Origin of the sequence: Desulfofustis glycolicus DSM 9705 (genome assembly GCF_900130015.1) — a bacterium.
Classification (GTDB): domain Bacteria; phylum Desulfobacterota; class Desulfobulbia; order Desulfobulbales; family Desulfocapsaceae; genus Desulfofustis; species Desulfofustis glycolicus.
This window is the reverse complement of the sequence record NZ_FQXS01000005.1, coordinates 147,200-164,433: the sequence shown is the minus strand read 5'-3', so window position 1 is coordinate 164,433 and position 17,234 is coordinate 147,200. Positions and strand designations below refer to the sequence as shown.

General features: G+C 61.8%; 17 protein-coding genes. 8 read left to right on the top strand and 9 right to left on the bottom strand.

Going from position 1 to position 17,234, the window contains the following annotated elements:
- Positions 1-42 precede the first annotated feature (42 nt).
- From BUC26_RS06280 to BUC26_RS06235, 9 genes are all read right to left on the bottom strand, one after another.
- Positions 43-912: a lysophospholipid acyltransferase family protein gene (locus tag BUC26_RS06280; RefSeq protein WP_073374363.1), complete on the bottom strand. Its 870-nt coding sequence runs from the start codon at positions 910-912 to the stop codon at positions 43-45.
- On the bottom strand, positions 909-1,616 hold the full coding sequence (locus tag BUC26_RS06275; RefSeq protein ID WP_073374361.1) for a glycosyltransferase family 2 protein: 708 nt from the start codon (positions 1,614-1,616) through the stop codon (positions 909-911). Before BUC26_RS06275 ends, BUC26_RS06280 begins: the two co-directional genes overlap by 4 nt.
- A complete protein-coding gene (locus BUC26_RS06270; protein WP_084540490.1) occupies positions 1,613-3,346 on the bottom strand; it encodes a DegV family protein in 1,734 nt (577 codons plus the stop codon). Before BUC26_RS06270 ends, BUC26_RS06275 begins: the two co-directional genes overlap by 4 nt.
- A complete protein-coding gene (locus tag BUC26_RS06265; protein ID WP_073374357.1) occupies positions 3,343-4,707 on the bottom strand; it encodes an AMP-binding protein in 1,365 nt (454 codons plus the stop codon). Before BUC26_RS06265 ends, BUC26_RS06270 begins: the two co-directional genes overlap by 4 nt.
- Positions 4,704-5,969, bottom strand: a complete 1,266-nt coding sequence (locus BUC26_RS06260) for a B12-binding domain-containing radical SAM protein (RefSeq protein ID WP_073374356.1) — start codon at positions 5,967-5,969, stop codon at positions 4,704-4,706. The genes BUC26_RS06265 and BUC26_RS06260 overlap by 4 nt, the downstream gene beginning before the upstream one ends.
- Before the next feature lie 363 nt (positions 5,970-6,332).
- Positions 6,333-7,004, bottom strand: a complete 672-nt coding sequence (locus BUC26_RS06250) for a hypothetical protein (protein WP_073374352.1) — start codon at positions 7,002-7,004, stop codon at positions 6,333-6,335.
- The gene (locus BUC26_RS23565; RefSeq protein WP_073374350.1) at positions 7,001-7,603 is read right to left on the bottom strand and encodes an outer membrane lipoprotein carrier protein LolA; all 603 of its coding nucleotides are present in this window, start codon (positions 7,601-7,603) and stop codon (positions 7,001-7,003) included. Before BUC26_RS23565 ends, BUC26_RS06250 begins: the two co-directional genes overlap by 4 nt.
- Positions 7,603-8,340: a 3-oxoacyl-ACP reductase FabG gene (gene fabG / locus BUC26_RS06240; protein WP_073374348.1), complete on the bottom strand. Its 738-nt coding sequence runs from the start codon at positions 8,338-8,340 to the stop codon at positions 7,603-7,605. Before fabG ends, BUC26_RS23565 begins: the two co-directional genes overlap by 1 nt.
- Complete coding sequence (locus BUC26_RS06235; protein WP_143165927.1) at positions 8,321-8,782, bottom strand: hotdog family protein; 462 nt, start codon at positions 8,780-8,782, stop codon at positions 8,321-8,323. The genes fabG and BUC26_RS06235 overlap by 20 nt, the downstream gene beginning before the upstream one ends.
- A 350-nt stretch (positions 8,783-9,132) precedes the next feature.
- Here BUC26_RS06235 and BUC26_RS06230 point away from each other — a divergent pair, with 350 nt between their 5' ends.
- The 8 genes from BUC26_RS06230 (at position 9,133) to BUC26_RS06195 (ending at position 17,229) form a co-directional block, all read left to right on the top strand.
- Positions 9,133-9,399 carry a phosphopantetheine-binding protein gene (locus BUC26_RS06230; protein WP_073374345.1) on the top strand — a complete coding sequence of 89 codons (267 nt, stop codon included), beginning with the start codon at positions 9,133-9,135 and terminating at the stop codon, positions 9,397-9,399.
- On the top strand, positions 9,396-11,573 hold the full coding sequence (locus tag BUC26_RS06225; RefSeq protein WP_084540489.1) for a beta-ketoacyl-[acyl-carrier-protein] synthase family protein: 2,178 nt from the start codon (positions 9,396-9,398) through the stop codon (positions 11,571-11,573). Before BUC26_RS06230 ends, BUC26_RS06225 begins: the two co-directional genes overlap by 4 nt.
- Positions 11,570-12,916: a lipid biosynthesis B12-binding/radical SAM protein gene (locus BUC26_RS06220; RefSeq protein ID WP_073374342.1), complete on the top strand. Its 1,347-nt coding sequence runs from the start codon at positions 11,570-11,572 to the stop codon at positions 12,914-12,916. The genes BUC26_RS06225 and BUC26_RS06220 overlap by 4 nt, the downstream gene beginning before the upstream one ends.
- A 220-nt stretch (positions 12,917-13,136) precedes the next feature.
- On the top strand, positions 13,137-13,499 hold the full coding sequence (locus BUC26_RS06215) for a 3-hydroxyacyl-ACP dehydratase FabZ family protein (protein ID WP_073374340.1): 363 nt from the start codon (positions 13,137-13,139) through the stop codon (positions 13,497-13,499).
- Entirely contained in the window at positions 13,496-13,756 is a 261-nt protein-coding gene (locus BUC26_RS06210) for an acyl carrier protein (protein WP_073374338.1), read from the top strand. Before BUC26_RS06215 ends, BUC26_RS06210 begins: the two co-directional genes overlap by 4 nt.
- A 6-nt stretch (positions 13,757-13,762) precedes the next feature.
- Entirely contained in the window at positions 13,763-14,821 is a 1,059-nt protein-coding gene (locus tag BUC26_RS06205) for a radical SAM protein (RefSeq protein ID WP_244155796.1), read from the top strand.
- A gap of 17 nt (positions 14,822-14,838) precedes the next feature.
- Positions 14,839-15,837, top strand: a complete 999-nt coding sequence (locus tag BUC26_RS06200; RefSeq protein WP_073374334.1) for a radical SAM protein — start codon at positions 14,839-14,841, stop codon at positions 15,835-15,837.
- Positions 15,838-15,978: 141 nt separating this feature from the next.
- On the top strand, positions 15,979-17,229 hold the full coding sequence (locus tag BUC26_RS06195) for a beta-ketoacyl-[acyl-carrier-protein] synthase family protein (protein ID WP_073374332.1): 1,251 nt from the start codon (positions 15,979-15,981) through the stop codon (positions 17,227-17,229).
- Positions 17,230-17,234 lie beyond the last annotated feature (5 nt).

The following is a 17,234-nucleotide window of genomic DNA, read 5'->3' as shown; positions in this document are numbered from 1 at the left end:
ACACCGTTTGCGAGCACATTCCCAAGAAAATCGTGCCGCCCGTCAGTGGACGAAGCGTTCGAAATGATACCACTCCAGGGGATGACGGTGCAGCGCTTCGACCAGTAGATCAGCGTACTGCTGGGCGGCTCGGGTGATGGCCGCTTCCCGGTCGTCGCGACTGACAGCCGGTATGACGATCGGCTCGGACAGCGAAAATTCGTAGCTGTTGCGGCCGGTGCGAAACGAAAAAAAGGCAAAGAGCGGCGCTCCGGCGACCAGCGCAAAGATATAGGGCGCCGCCGGCAGAAACGCCCGGCCGCCGAGAAAATCGACCGCCACCTGCCGCTGCCCGTCATTCCAGAGCAGATCCCCGGTCAGCGACACGATACCGCCGCGGCGCAGACAATTCACCCCTTCGACCACGCTGAAGGGCGACGAGGCGCCCCGATCAACGCCGACAATCGTCACGCCGGCCCGGCGTAATGCCTCTTTCTGGGTCCGTTCGACCCCTTCCTGCTCCTTGACTCCCATATAGAGCAGAACCGGCCGATCACGCTGGCGCTCTTTAAGCAATTGGGCAGCCAGTTCCCAATTGCCGAGATGGGACATCAGCAGGATGCCGCCGCTGCGTCCGAGACCGTCGGTCAGTTGCCCCCATCCCGCCGAGGTGAACGATGGCGACCGCGAGGTACTGCTGAGGAAACGGTCCAAGTGGATAGTGGTGAAATTCTGGTATTGGCGAAACGTGCACCAGCGGTGATACCAGCTGCTTCGCCCGGGGAAAAGCGTCGCATAGAACCGGTTGCTCTCCGCGGTCGCGGTGGAAAAGAGAAAATAACCGGCGGCGATGATGCGGGCGACCAGCGCGAACGACCAGGCCCCGCACACCCTGCCGGAGAAGTGAAGCAGTCGGTACCAGCGTCCCGTCATGGTCGAAAAATCCCCCTGACCAGTCGATCCAGCAACAGACGGGAAAAGGTCTCGGAGTTGCGCAGAAAATCGATGAACGGCCGAAAATGGCTGACCCGCTCACCGACCGCCGGATAGATCACCCGTACCGGCGCCTCATACACGGCGAGCCCGGCCTGGTGGGCGCGAACGAGCACCTCGACCTCGAACTGGTAACGCCGGGCCCGGGTCCTCAGCTGCAGCGTTTCCGGCAGCGGATAGAGACGGAACCCGGACTGCGAATCGCTCACCGCCGGCCCGCCGCAGGCCAGGACCCAGAAGTTGGAAAAGCCGCGACCGAACCGGCTCGTCCATGGCACCGTCGGGCCCCGATCCATGCCGCCGCGACGACCGATGACCAGGCAGCGCACATCGTCCGGGACAGCGGCGAGCAGCTGGTGGGCATCCGCCGGCAGATGCTGACCGTCTGCGTCGAGAGTGATTGCCCAATCGCAGCCGGCACCATGGGCTGCAGCAAAACCGGTGAGCAACGCCGCCCCTTTGCCCCGGTTGACCGGGTGGGTCAGCACCGTGATACCGGTAGAGGAGCGAAGAATCTCGGCCGTTTGATCGGTCGAACCGTCGTCGACCACATAGAGCGGCAGGCCCAGCTCGAGTGCCTGGCTGATGACGCCTGCCAGCATCGAACCATGGTTGTAGACCGGAATAACCAGAGCCGTCTTCATGGTTCCCCGCTCACCGCCTCGTCCCGAGCGGGTCCGCAGGCCACGGACCAGGTCCCCGGTCCCATGTGCACGCCGGAGGTCAGCGATAGCGGGACGACGAGTACTTCCGCCCGGGGCAACAGCCCGGTAATCTCGCCGCCAACCCTTTCGGTGACCCAGTCCTCATTGTCGGTAAACTGCAGCATGATGGTCGGGCGATCCGCCGCGGAATAAAACTCGGATAAGCGGGCCAGGGCAAAGGCACGTTGTCCCTTTCGGTTGCGCACCACCCCCTCCTTGCGGACTCCGGCGCTGGTGGGGCTGATCACCGGTTTCAGGTGGAGCAGATCGCCGAAAAAGCCGCCGGCCCGCGATACCCGGCCGCCGGCCACCAGGTATTGCAACTCGTCGATAAAGACGTATTCCCGGCAATCATTCAGCCGTCGCCGGGCAAACTCGCTCACCTGCTCGACACTTACCGTCGTCCGGGCAAAATGGGCCGTCAGCAGAGTGATCAACCCGAGCCGCCCGGAGGCCGCTCCGGTATCGACCACCTCCAGCAGGTCGCCCGGATCATGCTCTCTCTTCCAGGCCAACGCCGTCTCGACGTTGCCGGTAAAAGCCGACCCGACGCAGAGATAGATGGTCCGGCCCAGCTGCTCGCAGATCCGCCGATAACTCTGGTGCCGCTCAAAGATCGAGGCCTGGGCCGTGGTTACTTTGGTGCCGGCGCGCAGCAAACGATAGATGGCTGCGGGAGAGCACAGGCTCTCCGGCCGGGACTGGCCGTCGGCAACGATATAGCTGTCAAGCAAGCTGATGCCGGCTCGCCCGGCAAGCTCCCGGGTCAATGATCCTGCCGCATCGCTGAGGATATGCACGACCTGCTCGGAGTCGTGCATCGCCGGCCAGTCCGGGCCGTTTGTCTCGATTGCTTCCCCGGACCAGTCTATCACGTCGCCAAAACCGGCCAGCCGCTCCCGCAGTCGGTCCGGCTCAGGTGTATGGACATGGATCTTGACCTGTCCGTTCCCGGGCAGCAGCACGACACTGTCGCCAAGCTCGGAGAGGGCCTGCAGGGTTTCGGCCGACGCATCGGGGGCAGCCAGTACCGCATCGACGCACCACTGATCGTTGGTCGTCGCTCGGAAATCATCACCAATCCGGAGTCTTCCGGCAAACAAGGTGAGCACCGCCACGGAAATCTCCGCGTTGCCGAGCAGCCGCTGGCAAAAGCCATCGAAAAAGATAAACATGGCCAGCGCCCCGGCATCGACGACGCTGGCCTGCCGGACCTCCGGGATGTGCCGGGCACCATCGAGAACGCTCCGGCGCAGCTGCTCCCGAACGTCCGGATAATCGGTATGCCAGCGCTCGTTTGCCAACACTGCTGCCAGCGTGTCGAACACCGACAGCATCGTGCCGCGGCGCGGCGCGGCTACCGCCTGCCAGGCCCGGTCACGGCCGCAGGCGGCCCGATCGACCAGTTGATCCGGTGCGGAGCCGCCAATAAACTCCCGGAAAAAAGCGGCGGCAATATTGCCGGAATTACCGGTCGCGCAACGACTCAGCTGATCGCCACGGCTGTCGTTCGGCCCATCGCCATGGTCGCGCAGGGGGGTCAGACTGATACGCAGGTTGGTGCCGGTATCGCCGTCGGCCACCGGGAAGACGTTGATCCGGTCAAGCAGATCGGACCAGGCAACCAGGCATTCATAGCCGGTGGTCAGGGCGGAAGACACGTCCATCATGACTCGAACAGCGACAGCATCGCGTCGTGGTCATATTTGCCGCGATCGTTCAGTGGCAACCGATCGACGAATCTGATGACACGAGGCAACGCGTAGGGTTCCAGGATTTGCGCCAGGCCGACGCGCAGGCCGTCCGTCGAGCACGATCCCTGAACCAGCGCAACAATCTGCTGCTCACGACCGCCTCCGGTCGGCACCGCCAGGACGACCCCGTCGGTAACGCCCGGCTGACGTTTGATAGCGGCACGGATTTCCTCGAGATCGACCCGGTTGCCGCCGACCTTGGTGATATGATCGCTGCGCCCCAGCAGGCTGAAAGAGCGTTCCGAGGCAAAGGCCACCCGGTCGCCGCTGCAATAGAACCCCTGCTCGTCACGCTGGGCCTCCGGCGAGATATAGGGAGAACGAACCGCCAGCCGCTCGCCGCAGAGCCGTCCCTGAACTGCCGGAAAGAAGGTAAAGCATTCCTCGCCGCGGGACCGGTAACGGCCGGCAACACCGCCGGTCTCGGTGGAACCGTAAATCTCGGCGAGATCCACCCGGTTGTGCCGGTAGAAATCACGATTGCTCTCTTCGCCGAGCATCCCTGCCGAAGAGACGGCCAGGCGCAGGCTGCCGGTCGTGGTCTGCTTGCCCTGCAACGTTTCGTAATGGGCCGGCACGCTGACCAGTATCGTCGCCTCCTCCACCGCGACGCAGCTGATGATCTCCGCCGGAAATGAAGGCGTTGCCGCCGCCACGCCGGCTGACGAGACGAGCGGCAGCAGCACCGAATAGAGCAGTCCGTAGATATGGTACGGGGAGACGGTGGCAACGATTCGATCCCGGTCATCGACAGCAAGCGCATCGGCCAGATAATTCGCTTCCAGCAAGAGATTGGCGGCGCTCTTCGACCAGAACTGCGGTCTGCCGGTGGTCCCGCCGGTAAAAAGCTTGACGATTATCCGCTCGGGCGGCGGCGGTGTCGACCAGAGCGGCTCGACATCCCCTTCCGGCCGCGGACAAATGGTCGTTACGCCGTCGGGCAGACCATACTGCCTCTCGCTAATGACCAGAGAATATCCGGAGACCCGGTGAATATCTGCCAGAATCCGTCCGGCAAAGCCGTATGGCAGCAGCAACGGCGGTCCCCCGGCCAGGGAAGCGAGCAGTGCCGCTGCGATGACACCCCGATCCGTGGCGGCCAGGCAGACGGGGGAGTCATCCTGGTGTCGCCGGTAGGCGCGCAGCAACCAGCCGGCCATCCGGTAGACGTCACCACGCGTGGCGCCCGAACGGACAAAGGCCTGTTCCGGATCGCGCGGCCGGGCCGGAAGAGAGACGAATGGATCGTGCCGCTGAGGAGGGGCCGTATCGTTCATGGGCGAACGGTCCTGCCGAAGGCCTGGCCGGCCAGGGAACGATCCCGGGGAACGTAGGTCTGGTCGGCCATCTCTTTCTTGACCACCCGCTGAAACAGCTTGACCATTTTGATCCGCTGCGACTCCTGCTGGTAAAAGCTGCTCCAGGCATAGTCGAGCAGTTCCTGCAGACGCTGCGCACTCATATTCTTCGGCTGATAGACCACCCGGTCGGCGGTGTAATCATTCCAGTCGTAGGAAAGAATGCGCTGCTGCCGGTGCAGTTCGTCATAGGCCTTGGTATGGGGGAACGGCGTGAGCACGGTGAACTCGGCCAGATCGAGTTCGATCTCCAGCAGAAAATCGATCAGGCGCCGGATCGATTCCTCGGTATGGCTGTCCAGTCCGAGCAGGATGGTCCCCTCGACGCCGATGCCGTGATCATGGTAGCGCTTGATTCGCTCCTTGATATAATCGGAGGTGTCGAATACCGCCTGGTAGACATACCAGGCGCCGGCCTGCGCAGCGAGATCGAGGACTTCGGGCTTGTCCTCGATCGGATGGGAGCACCACTTCTTCTTTAGCGGGATCATCTCCCGGAACAGTTCTTTTTCCCAGGCGGTATCCTGGGCCAGCGAGTTGTCGACGACGAACAGCCGGTTGTTATCGATCCCCGCCATCTCGGCCACCGTCTTCTCGACCGGGCGCGGCCGGAACACGCGGCCGCCGAGATAGGATACGGCACACGGATAGCAATTGAAGCGGCAGCCCCGGGAGGCATGCACCAGGTCGACCATCTGCACGCCCTTGTAGTTGTAGAGTTCCCTCTTCAGGATATCCCGCCGCGCCGGGCCGACCAGGGCAATATCGGGTCGCCGGTCGAGATAATCGTACAGCGTCTGCAGCGAATCGTTGCGAAAATCGGCCAGCACCCCCTCCATCCGACCTTCGGCCTCGCCGAGGAACACGGCATCGGCATGAGCCATGGTCTCCTCGGCGTGCAACATGGTGGCGATGCCGCCGAAGATCACTTTGATACCCCGCCGGTGATAGGCATCGGCAATCTCCCAGCCACGTTTGACCTGGATGGTGAGCATCATCGAAATGCCGACAAAATCGACCGGATCGTCGAAATCGAGCTCCTCGAGATTCTCGTCGACAAAATCGACCTCGACGTAATCGGGAAGCGCGGCGGCGAAGACGACCGGGCCGTGGGGTGGCAGGTGGAATTCGGTCTGCCGGGCCAGCTTGGCCCAGCGGGGGTAGATCAGTTTAAATTTCATGATGAGTGGTCAACGAGGTGTATAAGCCGGCCTGTTCCGCGGGCCGTGACATAGGAAAGACAATTGTATAGACCGGATCGCGAGTCGATTTTCATACGCCTCCATAATGGGAGGTCACAAAAAAAATAAGAATCGTCGTCTCGGTCGGCCGGACTGGCCGGTCCTACCTCCGGCTGCTGCGCTGCGGCCTGATCGGCTGTCCTCCGAGGCCGGCAGACAGGCCATCCATGGCCTGGCCGCCGGCTGCGGACGTCCTGTCCGCAGCCCTTCGGGCCTGATTCTCCGGCCCGCCGGGCCTTCGCGATGCCGCCTCCGGCAGAACCGGCCAGTCCGAGGAACTGTTTTTCATTCACCGGTCTATTGTTACGGTAATTGCAGCGCATCGATCAATTTCATCTTCAGGGTGTACTCGGCCGGCGAGAAGGCGCTCAGTTCCAGATAACGGGCCGGCTCCGGCGGAGAGCGCTGGTGGTCCACATGTCCTTTTATAACCCTTTGCAAGCCATAATCGGCGTCGTACCCCCTGATCTGCCAGCTGTCCTCGACCGGCGGCGCGATATCCGTCACCCGTCCATCCTCGGCCAAATAGCGGCAGACGGGGTGTCCGTCGGGCAGGAGCCCGAAAGTCACCTCCCGACCCGCCGGTGCGACGAACATGGCCCAAACATCGGCCAGTAGTCCGGCGGCAAAACCGGGTCGGTCGAACGGCGGCACGGCCCGCTCGACCGTGACCGCTTCGTCCGATCCGCCAACCGCCTCGAAGAGGGTTACGCCCTCGACGGTCACCAAGGCGCAGCTGAGATCGGGGGGATCAACCACCGTGACGCCGATCACGGTCCCGGCAAAACCGCCGTCCGAGGTAAATTCCAGCGAGTGTACCAGTTGCCACGACCCGGCGGGAAAAACCGCCTCGCAGCGCTGCCGCCGGCCGTCGGCCGGCGCCTCGATCAATTCGGGCAAGCGGCGCCCGGCATGGGGCGCACAGGAGGCCAGCAACAGCAGGGCGGCGGCCAGACCGTGAAGAGATCGTCTCATGGACCGGTAAACAGTGTCGCCGGCAGCTGTTGATTGATGCTGCGGTTGGAAAAGGTCATCCGGGTGTATGAATCCGGTCCTTCTTCGATCAACACGCTGTCGAGCAGGCCGTTTTCACCACCGATCTCGATTTCGATACCGCTGATCAGCGCAGCGATTTGTTGCTCTTTCGGCGTGAACCTGATGGTCCGGTCATCGATAAAGGAAACCGTGAACATCTCGTTATCGGTAAACCGGCCGGCCAACCAGTTGCTGATCTCGGCGAGCACGATCTGCAGGGAACCGACCTGGGCGCCGCGCTCTTCTTCAAGCCTACCGTCCCGCTCGACAAACTTACGGACCGCACCGTTATGCATGATCAATACGGAACGCACCGGCTCGAGATACTCCCAGCGCAGAGACTGCGGCACCTGAAAGGCAAAGGTGCCTGTGGAAACGAGCGGCCGAGCCAGAATTTTCAAGTGCTTGACCTGGACGAAATCGGCCTGCACCGAGCGCAGCTCCAGGGCCGCCTCTTTCCCACCGCCGGCTGCCGCCGCCAAAGCGGACTGGCAGGGGATTGCTGCCACCACCAGGAAAAACAGCCACAGCACCTTCACTAAAACATTCCTCCGTTCACCGAAATAACCTGGCCGGTAATATAGGAGGCATCGTCGCTGCAGAGAAATCTGACCACCCGGGCCACTTCTTCCGGCCTGCCGATCCGGGCCATCGGAATCAGGGATTTGATCTGCTCTTTGGGCGCCGCTGCAATCATGTCGGTTTCGATGAGTCCGGGCGCTACCACGTTGACGCGGATCCCGAGTCGTGCGACTTCCGCGGCGATGGCCCGGCTGGCCGCATTGATGCCGGCCTTGGCCGCCGAATAGTTGGCCTGTCCCCGATTGGCCATCAACGAAGCGGCCGAAGAGATGGAGACAATGGCTCCGGCTCGTTTGGGAATCATCGTTTCCAGAACCGGACGAGTCAGGTTGTAAAAACCGCCGAGGCTGGTATCGATTACCGATTGCCACTTTTCCCGGGACATCATCAAAAACAGGCCGTCGGCGACCACCCCGGCATTGTTGACCAGCACGGCAATGCCGCCGACTCGTGCACCGATGTCCGCTACCGCCTGTTCGGCGGCCGCACCGTCGCGCACGTCGAACCGGCAGATCTCCCCCGCAGCGCCCGCCGCCTCGACTTCGGCCAGGGTCTGCCGGGCGCCGGCCTCGTCGGAGCGGTAATTGATAACCACATCATAGCCGGCAGCGGCGAGTTCCACGCAGATCGCCCGGCCGATGCCGCGGCTGCCCCCGGTCACCAGAGCCGTTTTCCTATTCTTTGCCGCTTCCATGTTCCGTTTCTACCTGAAAAAGTTGCAGGGTAATCTCGGCGATCGAACAATCCTGGCAACGAGCAGTACAATCAACCTCTCTGAGAGAGGCAAAACTATACGTATTCTCGGCGCGAACAATGATATTCTGACCGAGAGCAAGTGCTTTAACGGTGAATCTGGCCCGCTTGATGCCGACCAGATAGCCTGTTTTATCCGAATCCAGTCCCTGGCTTTTGATCCGGTCCCAGCCGTTGCAGACGCCGGCGGTCTGGGCCGCCAATTCGACGAGAATCAGTGAGCCGATGCCGTCATCCCCGGCCATCGGCCAGCTTGGCTTGACGACACAGCGGGTTACCGCGGCGACACGATCGACGGCAAGCACCTCGTCAATCAGCACCATACGGCCGCGATGCGGCAAAAGATCTTCCAGCGATAGCCCAAAGGCTTCGAGTAGATTCAAGATGAGCCCCAAACCTGGTTGATGAGGGAACCTTGAAAAATTATCATTCCGCCCAATCTCATCGTTGCGCAATCAAATTTTATCCTCGGAATATCATGTATATGCCTGCGGTAAAATTTTCTTGCGCGCCTCGACTTTGAACGAAATTCCGAATTTTTCAAGCTCCCCGTAAACTGATAAAAATGAGCAAATGAGATGACAACTCGTTTCAGGCATAATATATAACATTGTCTGAAACGCAGCACAATCTCAGAACTGGACGTGGATCGCACCGCGGCATGTGCCTGCCCCTGCCACACCATCCAGCACGATTGGCCCCGGTAACAGCTCACTCTGGATCGACATCTCTCATGGACGCACTCGTTGCAGAGCTCAAACAAAAGCTCATCGACATTCTCAACCTCACCGATCTGACCCCGGAAGACATTGACGAAAACGCCCAGCTCGTCGGCGGCGAGTTGGGAATCGATTCCATTGACGTCCTGGAAATGGTGGTCATGATCGAGAAGGATTACGGGGTCGTCATCAACAGCCAGGAAATTGGGGAACAGGTCTTTGCCACCCTGAACTCTCTGGCCTTCTATATCGAGGCAAATTCGGCCGCCCCATCGCCTTGACCGCCCTGCCCGTCTATATCGCCGGCATCGGCATCGTCAGCTCGCTCGGTTCGGGACTGGCCGCCACCCGGCAAGCACTGGCCGCCAATCGGTGCGGTATCGGACCGCTCTGCTTGTTCGAGCTGCTGCAGGGGGCACCACTGCCGGTCGGCCAGGCGACTCCAGACACCATCGCCGGTGATCTGCCGCGCACCCACCAGCTGGCCGCTGCCGCCGCACTGCAGGCCATGGCCGGGAGCTCGGAACCGCCGGAGGCGGTCATTGTCGGCACCACCACCGGCGGTATCCTGACAACGGAAGCGCTGCTCCGCAGCAACGACGATGATACCGCTCACTATCGGTATCACGGGCTGACAACGGTGGCCGAAGAGGTCGCCCGGCGCGTCTCCTGCGTTGGTCCGGCGCTGACCGTCTCCACCGCCTGCTCGTCGGGAGCGGCCGCCATCACACTGGCCATGCGGCTCCTGCAACGCGGCACGATGAAGCGGATTCTGGTGGGCGGCGCCGACTGTCTGTGCCGACTTACCTATTTCGGTTTTCATTCCCTGCAGCTCGTTGACCGAACCGGTTGCCGGCCTCTGGACCGGGATCGCCAGGGGATGAGCGTTGCCGAAGGAGCGGCCCTGTTGCTGCTGACCAGCAGCAGACCCGAACATCCACACGGCCTGCTCGCCGGAGCCGGACTTTCCTGCGACGCGTACCATCCGGCTTCCCCCCACCCGGAAGGCGACGGAGCCCTTCGGGCCATGCAGGCGGCACTGGCCGATGCCGGCCTGCAGCCCGGCGATGTGGATTACCTGAACCTGCACGGCACCGGGACGCCGGATAACGATCTGGCCGAAGCCCGGGCCATCCATCGCCTCTTTACCGCGCCGCCACCGCTCTCCTCGATCAAGGGCGCCACCGGCCATTCGCTGGCCGCCTCCGGAGCAATCGAGGCGGTGGTCGCGACGCTCGCCGTCACTGAAGGACTGGTGCCGGCCACTACCGGCTGCCGGCAGCCCGACCCGGTCCTTGACCTGCAGCCGATCCTGGCGCCGCTGCAAAAACCGGTGGCGACGGTGCTGTCCAACTCGTTTGGTTTCGGCGGCAATAACTGCTGCCTGGTGGTGCAGGCCCCGAATCTGGGGCCACGTATCCGGACACCGACGGCCGCACCGCAACCGGAAAAACGATGGCTTGCCCTGCACGGCTGGAGTTGCCTGACCGGCGCCGGCGACCTGGCGGCAACACAGCAGAATCTGCTGGCCGGACACACCGTTGCCGGGCCGGCCGATCTCACCGCGGTTTCGGCCAGCCTGCCGGCACGGCAGATCCGTCGGCTCAAGCGCTTGCCGCGCCTGGCCCTCTCCCTGGCCACTGGCGCCGTGGACCATGCCGCGCAGGCGGAACCGCCGAGCGGTATCTTCCTCGGTACGGGTTGGGGCGCGCTGTCGGAGACCCACGATTTTCTGCAGCGGCTCGCCGAGTCCGCCGAGCAGTTTCCCAGCCCGACCGATTTTGTCGGGTCCGTCCACAATGCCGCGGCCGGACAGGTTGCCCAGCTGCTTCGAGCAACCGGCGCCAACATCACCACCAGCGGCGGCGACTATTCATTTGAACAGGCGCTGCTCGCCGCCGACCTGCTGACCGGCGACATCGGACAATCGGCGCTGGTACTCGGCGTCGACGAAGGACACCCGGTCCTGTCTCCACGTTTCGATCCCTCCATCGGATCAGCTGCCGCACTGGCAGACGGCGGCGGTGCCCTGGTGGTTGGCAGAGATTCGACCAAAGCGGTATGGCGGGTCAGCGTGCCGTTCTATCGCAGCGGCCGAGCGGAAGACGGCACCCCAGCACTGATCGCCTGGTGCGGCGGCAGGCAAGCGCTGGAGTCATGCTGCGGGGTGATTCTTGCCGGCATCCCACTCGGCTCCCAGCGCCTCGGGGAAGAGCAGCTCAACAATTTCCTGGCAGCCTTCAAAAAGCCGCCGCCGGTCATCCGCTATCGCCCCCTGCTCGGCGAATTCGCCTCTGCTTCGGCGGTGGCCGCAGTCCTGGCCGCCAACCTGCTGCAAGACGACGCGCTGCCGGAAAGCCTGACCGGCGGGCCGCCCGTATCGTTAACAGGAAAAACGGTGTTGGTCCTCGGCCTTGGCACCTGCCTGACGGCTATGGAGTTTTCCCGGGCATGAACATCCTGCTGATCTCGCCCAACACGCTGACCACCCCCTATCCCGTTTACCCGATCGGGCTCGACTATGTCGTCGCGGCAATAGCCAAGCACCACCAGGTCCGCATCGCCGATCTCAATCTGATCTCGCGCACCGAACTGGCCCAGCTGCTGGCCGATTTTGCACCGGAGGTGATCGGCCTGTCCTGCCGTAACATCGATAATACCGACGCCGCCGCTCCGCTCGCGTTCATTGATGATTATCGTCAGCTCGTCAGCTGGCTCCGCTGCCATACTCGGGCAACGCTGGTCTGCGGCGGCAGCGGCTTCACCATTATGCCGGCGCTGTTCTTCACCGCCGTCGGCTGCGACTACGGCATTATCGGTGAGGGCGAACGGTTCGGACCCTTTATCGAGGCCCTGGCGGCGGGGCACGATGTCGCCGATATGGACGGCGTCATCTCGGCACGCCGACCGGACTCCCGGCCACCACCCTGGGACGGTACTCCGGCACGGGCCTTTGACGTCTCGTCCGGCCACCATGCCTTTTATCTGGCCAACGGCGGCATGCTCAATGTGCAGACCAAACGCGGCTGCTCATTTCGGTGCATCTACTGCCCCTATCCCCATATCGAAGGCAGACACCATCGACTGCAGCCCCCCGAGCACGTGGCGGCAACGGCACTGGCCCTGCAGAAAGCCGGGGCCCGTTACCTATTCATCACCGATTCCGCATTCAATTCCGACGTTGCCCACAGCCTGGCCGTGGCCCGCGCCTTCAAAAAAGCAGGGCTGTCCATTCCCTGGGGCGGTTTCTTCGCGCCGATCAGAACCGATTCCGATTACTTCCGGACCTTGAAGGAGTCCGGACTCAAGCACGTCGAGTTCGGCACCGAATCGCTCTCCGACACGATGCTGGGGACCTACCGCAAGCCGTTCACCAGTGCAGATGTCTTTGCAAGCCATCGTCTGGCCCGGGAGGCCGGACTGCACGTGGCCCACTATTTTCTGCTCGGCGGACCGGGCGAATCCGAGGAGACGGTGCGCACCTGCCTCGACGGCGCCGAAAGTCTCGACAAAACCGCCCTGTTTTTCTTTGTCGGGATCCGGCTGTATCCGAACACGGCCCTCTATGATATTGCCGTTGCCGAAGGCAAACTGTCACCGCACGTTAACTTGTTGCAACCGGTCTTCTATCAGGCCGACGCGCTTGAACACGGTGCCATCGAGGCCTTGGTCAAAGAGCGGGCCGGCGACCGGATCAATTGGGTAATCGGTTCCGGCGGCGACCAGGTAGCGGCAACGATCAAAAAGCTGCATCAGCGAAACCACTGCGGACCGTTGTGGGAATATATCGCCCGCTGAGACCGCCGCAGCGCGAAACGGGCTATCCTGCCGCCGGCCCGGCAATCACCGGCTAACGATCGGTTGCCAATGATAGGTTTTTATAGTATTAATCACCGCTGCAACGTAGCGTCACTGCGAGCGAACTACCGGCGGCGACAGCGGCACGGACACCGGTCACAGCAGGGGGGCCACTGAGGCGCACCGATTTTTTCCTGCCCGGGAGAAAACCCATTTGACTATGTGGTATTCATTGGTTTCATTACAGCAGACCGGGAAGGATCGCCTCTGCGCGACGGTAACGACTGATGCCGACGCTCCCTGGTATGACGGCCATTTTCCCGGGGAACCGGTGTTACCCGGCGTGGCCCAATTGGAACTCGTCGCCGACCTAACCTCGACGCTCGCCGGCGAGCCGGTCTTCGTCAATAGTCTCAGCAGGGTAAAATTCCGGAAACTGATCGCACCGGGAGAATCCCTGGAGATAACCGTTTCCAGGGACGATAGCAAAGAAGCCTACGTCTTTAAGATCACCAGCGGACAGGAAAACGTCAGTTCGGGTATATTTACCATCAACCATCATCTAGCGACTTCTTTACCATGAGCAATCAACAGACGATAAAGCGCATCACCGAGATCATCATCAACGAACTCAAGCTGGAGGACGTGACGGCGGAGACCTTCAATGTCGATCTCGACCTGGTCGACGAGGTCGGCATCGACAGTATGGACCTGGCGACCATCGCCCTGGTACTCCGCGACGAGTACGGCATCCGCATCGACGAGGATGATTATCCGAAACTGACCACGGTGCGCATTATAGCCGCCTATATCGACGACAAGATCAATCAGGGCGAGTGATCCATCGTGGTGACCGAACAGACGCCCGCTTACAAGTTCTCGGAGATCATCGCCGAGCCGGCCATCAGGGAACGCTGGGAGAAGGTGCGCCGCTGGTTCTTCCTGCGCGAATCGACCTATGACATGACCAACCGGTGTAACATCCGGTGCGAGGGCTGTTATTATTTCACCGGCGAGAAACAATTCGCCGAAGAAAACAGCGACCCGGACGCCTGGGGCCGGCTGATGGCAGCGGAAAAGGAGCGCGGCATCACCTTTGCCGTACTGGCCGGCGCCGAACCGTCGCTCGTTCCCGAGTTATGTGCTATCTGCCACCGGATCATCCCGCTCGGGGCCATTGCCAGCAACGGCCTGAAAGTGCTGCCCCGGTCGATCGATTACCAGATCCATATTTCGGTCTGGGGTAACGACCGGACCAGCCAGGCCATCAGGAAGGCGCCGGACATGCTCCAGCGCCAGATTGCCAATTACCGGGACGATCCCCGGGCTATTTTCGTTTACACCTTCACACCGGACAACATCGACGAGGCGCGGGAAATTACCGAGACAGTTGCCGACCATCGTTGCAAACTCACCTTCAATATGTTCTCGGCCCCCATCGGCTATCAGGGACAACTCCGACATACCTCGCAGTCACTGGCGAGAACGCGGACGATGATGGCCGAGCTGCTGCGCGATTTCCCGGAAACCGTTCTCTTTTCCCCGTACAGCATTGTCGCCCACACCGACTCGCACGGGTTGCACGCCTTGTTCTCCTGTTCGTACCCGCGCCAAAACCCGTCCACCGCTATCGGGCTCGGCAGATCGTTTCGCCAGTATCGGACCAATCTGCAATGGGACCGCAGTGCGGCCTGCTGTGTCCCGGATACCGATTGTGACGACTGCCGTCATTACGCCGCCGGCAGCGCCGTGGTAACGGCCCGAATGTATCGCCACGCCACCGACCCGCAGACGTTTGCCGCCTGGCTGGATTATGTCGACACCTATCTCGCCGTCTGGGTCCGTGGTTACGCCAAGGGAGAGAATCTCTGCTCCTCTCTGGTCAATCCACCTGCAAACCATTAAGTTTCCCCTGCATAGTCATGATAACCGTCAGTTCTCTGCTCGACGATCACTGGTATCAGCGTTACAAAGCCATCTCCCGGCTCAATATCCGCAGTTCGATCTACGATGTGACCGATCGGTGCAATCTGCGCTGCAAGGGCTGCTTTTTCTTCTCATCAGGGGAACACCAGGTCGCCTCCGAAGAGCGGGATCTGGAAAAATGGAAGGTCTTCGTCGACAACGAGATGAAACGGGGCGTCAACCTGGCCATCCTGATCGGCGGAGAACCGACCCTCTGCCTCGACCGGGTCGAGGTGTTTTACCAGCGGCTGCCCAGCTTCTGTGCAACCAACGGCCTGATCAAAGTGCCGCGGGACCGCTTTCCCGACATGATGGTCGGCATCTCCCTGTGGGGCGACGCCGAAGACGAGAAACTGCTCAGGGGGCAGGACACGTTTAAAATCTCCAGTGCCAACTACGCCGGGGATCCGCACGCCTACTACCTTTACACCATCACCCCGAAACAGCTCGGCAAGACCGAGAAGATCGTCAAGAAAATACGGGACGTCGGTCTCAAAGTTCATATGCAGCTGCTGTCCAACGACGAAGGTGTGGACGGGTTTTCCTGGACTCCGGAAGAGTTGGTCGCCGTTCGCGCTGAAATGGACGCGCTGCTCGACGGTTACCCGGAAACGGTGATCTCCTCGAAATACTACCACGAGATCATCACCACCGGCACCATGCTCGGCAGACCGTTCGGCTGGCTGGAATGCCCGTCGGTCACCGAACCGATCGACAAGCGCACCCCGCGCCCGAAACGGCTGACCAATTTTATCCGCTGGGCCTCTGACCTGAAGACCATGCACCGCTGCTGCACTTCCGAGACCCGCGATTGCTCGACCTGCAAGGACGGTGCGGCGCACATGAGCTGGGTGATGGTCAACAAGCGGGCCCATATCAGGACCACCAGGGATCTGCAGAACTGGATCGAAGTGTATGAGATGTTCGCCAAACTCTATCAGTTCATACCCTGGTAAGACGGTGTCCCGCAACTCGCTCTCGCCGTCGGCGGGCCGGGTCACCGACCTGCCGTCCCCCTCCCGGTACGGAGCCACCGCAGCAGGTCCACACCACAATCCTCCGGCACTACGGACGGTCACTTCGGCATAAGGAGCTTCATGGGTTTACGAGACGTGGTGGTGGTCGGCTATGACGCCATCTCTCCATTGGGAGAGCACCTGGACGAGCAGTGGCGAAAAGCCGCGGCCGGCCAAAGCGGCATCGGCAGCTTGACCAGATTCGCGCTACCCGACGGTTTTCCGGTGCGCATCGCCGGTCAGGTTCCGGATATCGGCACAGCCGACTATCCGTTTCTGTCGGCCCGCCACCAGGCCGCCTGGAGTTCGCCGGTCTTCAAATACGCGCTGCTCACGGTAACCAGGGCCCTGGAACGTAGCGGCCTGACGATTACCCCGGAGATCGCGCCGCGGGTGGCGGTGACCTTCGGCTCAGCCGTCGGCGGATTGGATGCGGTCGTTACCGCCGATCGGCGCCTTCAAGCCGAAAACAAATTACCACACCCCTATGCCAACCCTAACTCCTGCATTAATATGGTCGGCGGCAAGGTCGCCATCGAAACCGGCGCTCAGGGTCCGATCACCGCGCCGATCACCGCCTGCGCCACCGGACTTTCCTCAATCCTCATCGCCGCTCTGCTACTGGCCCAGGGAAGGGCCGACGTGGCCATCTGCGGAGCCGTCGACTTCGCACTGGTGGAGCCGATCGTTGCCGGCTTTTATACAATGAACGGCATCTATATCCCGAAACCGGGTCGGGAGGACGAACCGCCGCAGGCGGCCAGTCGCCCGTTTTCTGCCGACCGGCGCGGCTTCGTGCTGTCCGAAGGGGCCGCGGCGATCATTGTTACCACCAGGGAATTCGCCGATGCGCACGGCCTGAAACATGTCACGGAACTGGCCGGTTGGGGAATGACCTCGGATGCCCATCATTTTGTCGCGCCGTACTTTCCTACCGTGCACCAGTGCATGCTCGAGGCGATCGGGGATGCCCGCCTGAGCCCGGCGGCTATCGACGCCGTCAATGCCCACGCTACATCGACCAAGGTCGGCGACCAGGTCGAATATGATGCGCTCAAGGCGGTTTTTCCCGACGGTCTGCCGCCGGTCAGCGCCAACAAGTCCCTGATCGGCCACGCCATGGGCGCCTCCAGCGCTATTGAGACGGTCTTCACCCTGCACGGCATGGAGCAGAGCCTGCTGCTGCCGACGATCAATTACCAGCCGGATCCCACCATCGAGATCGATTGCGTCGCTGAAGGCTGCCGCCGCCTGGAGCAGGAATACGTGCTGAAAAACTCCTTTGGCTTCGGCGGCTGCAACGCCTGCGCGATATTTCGCAGGACCGGATAAGAGAG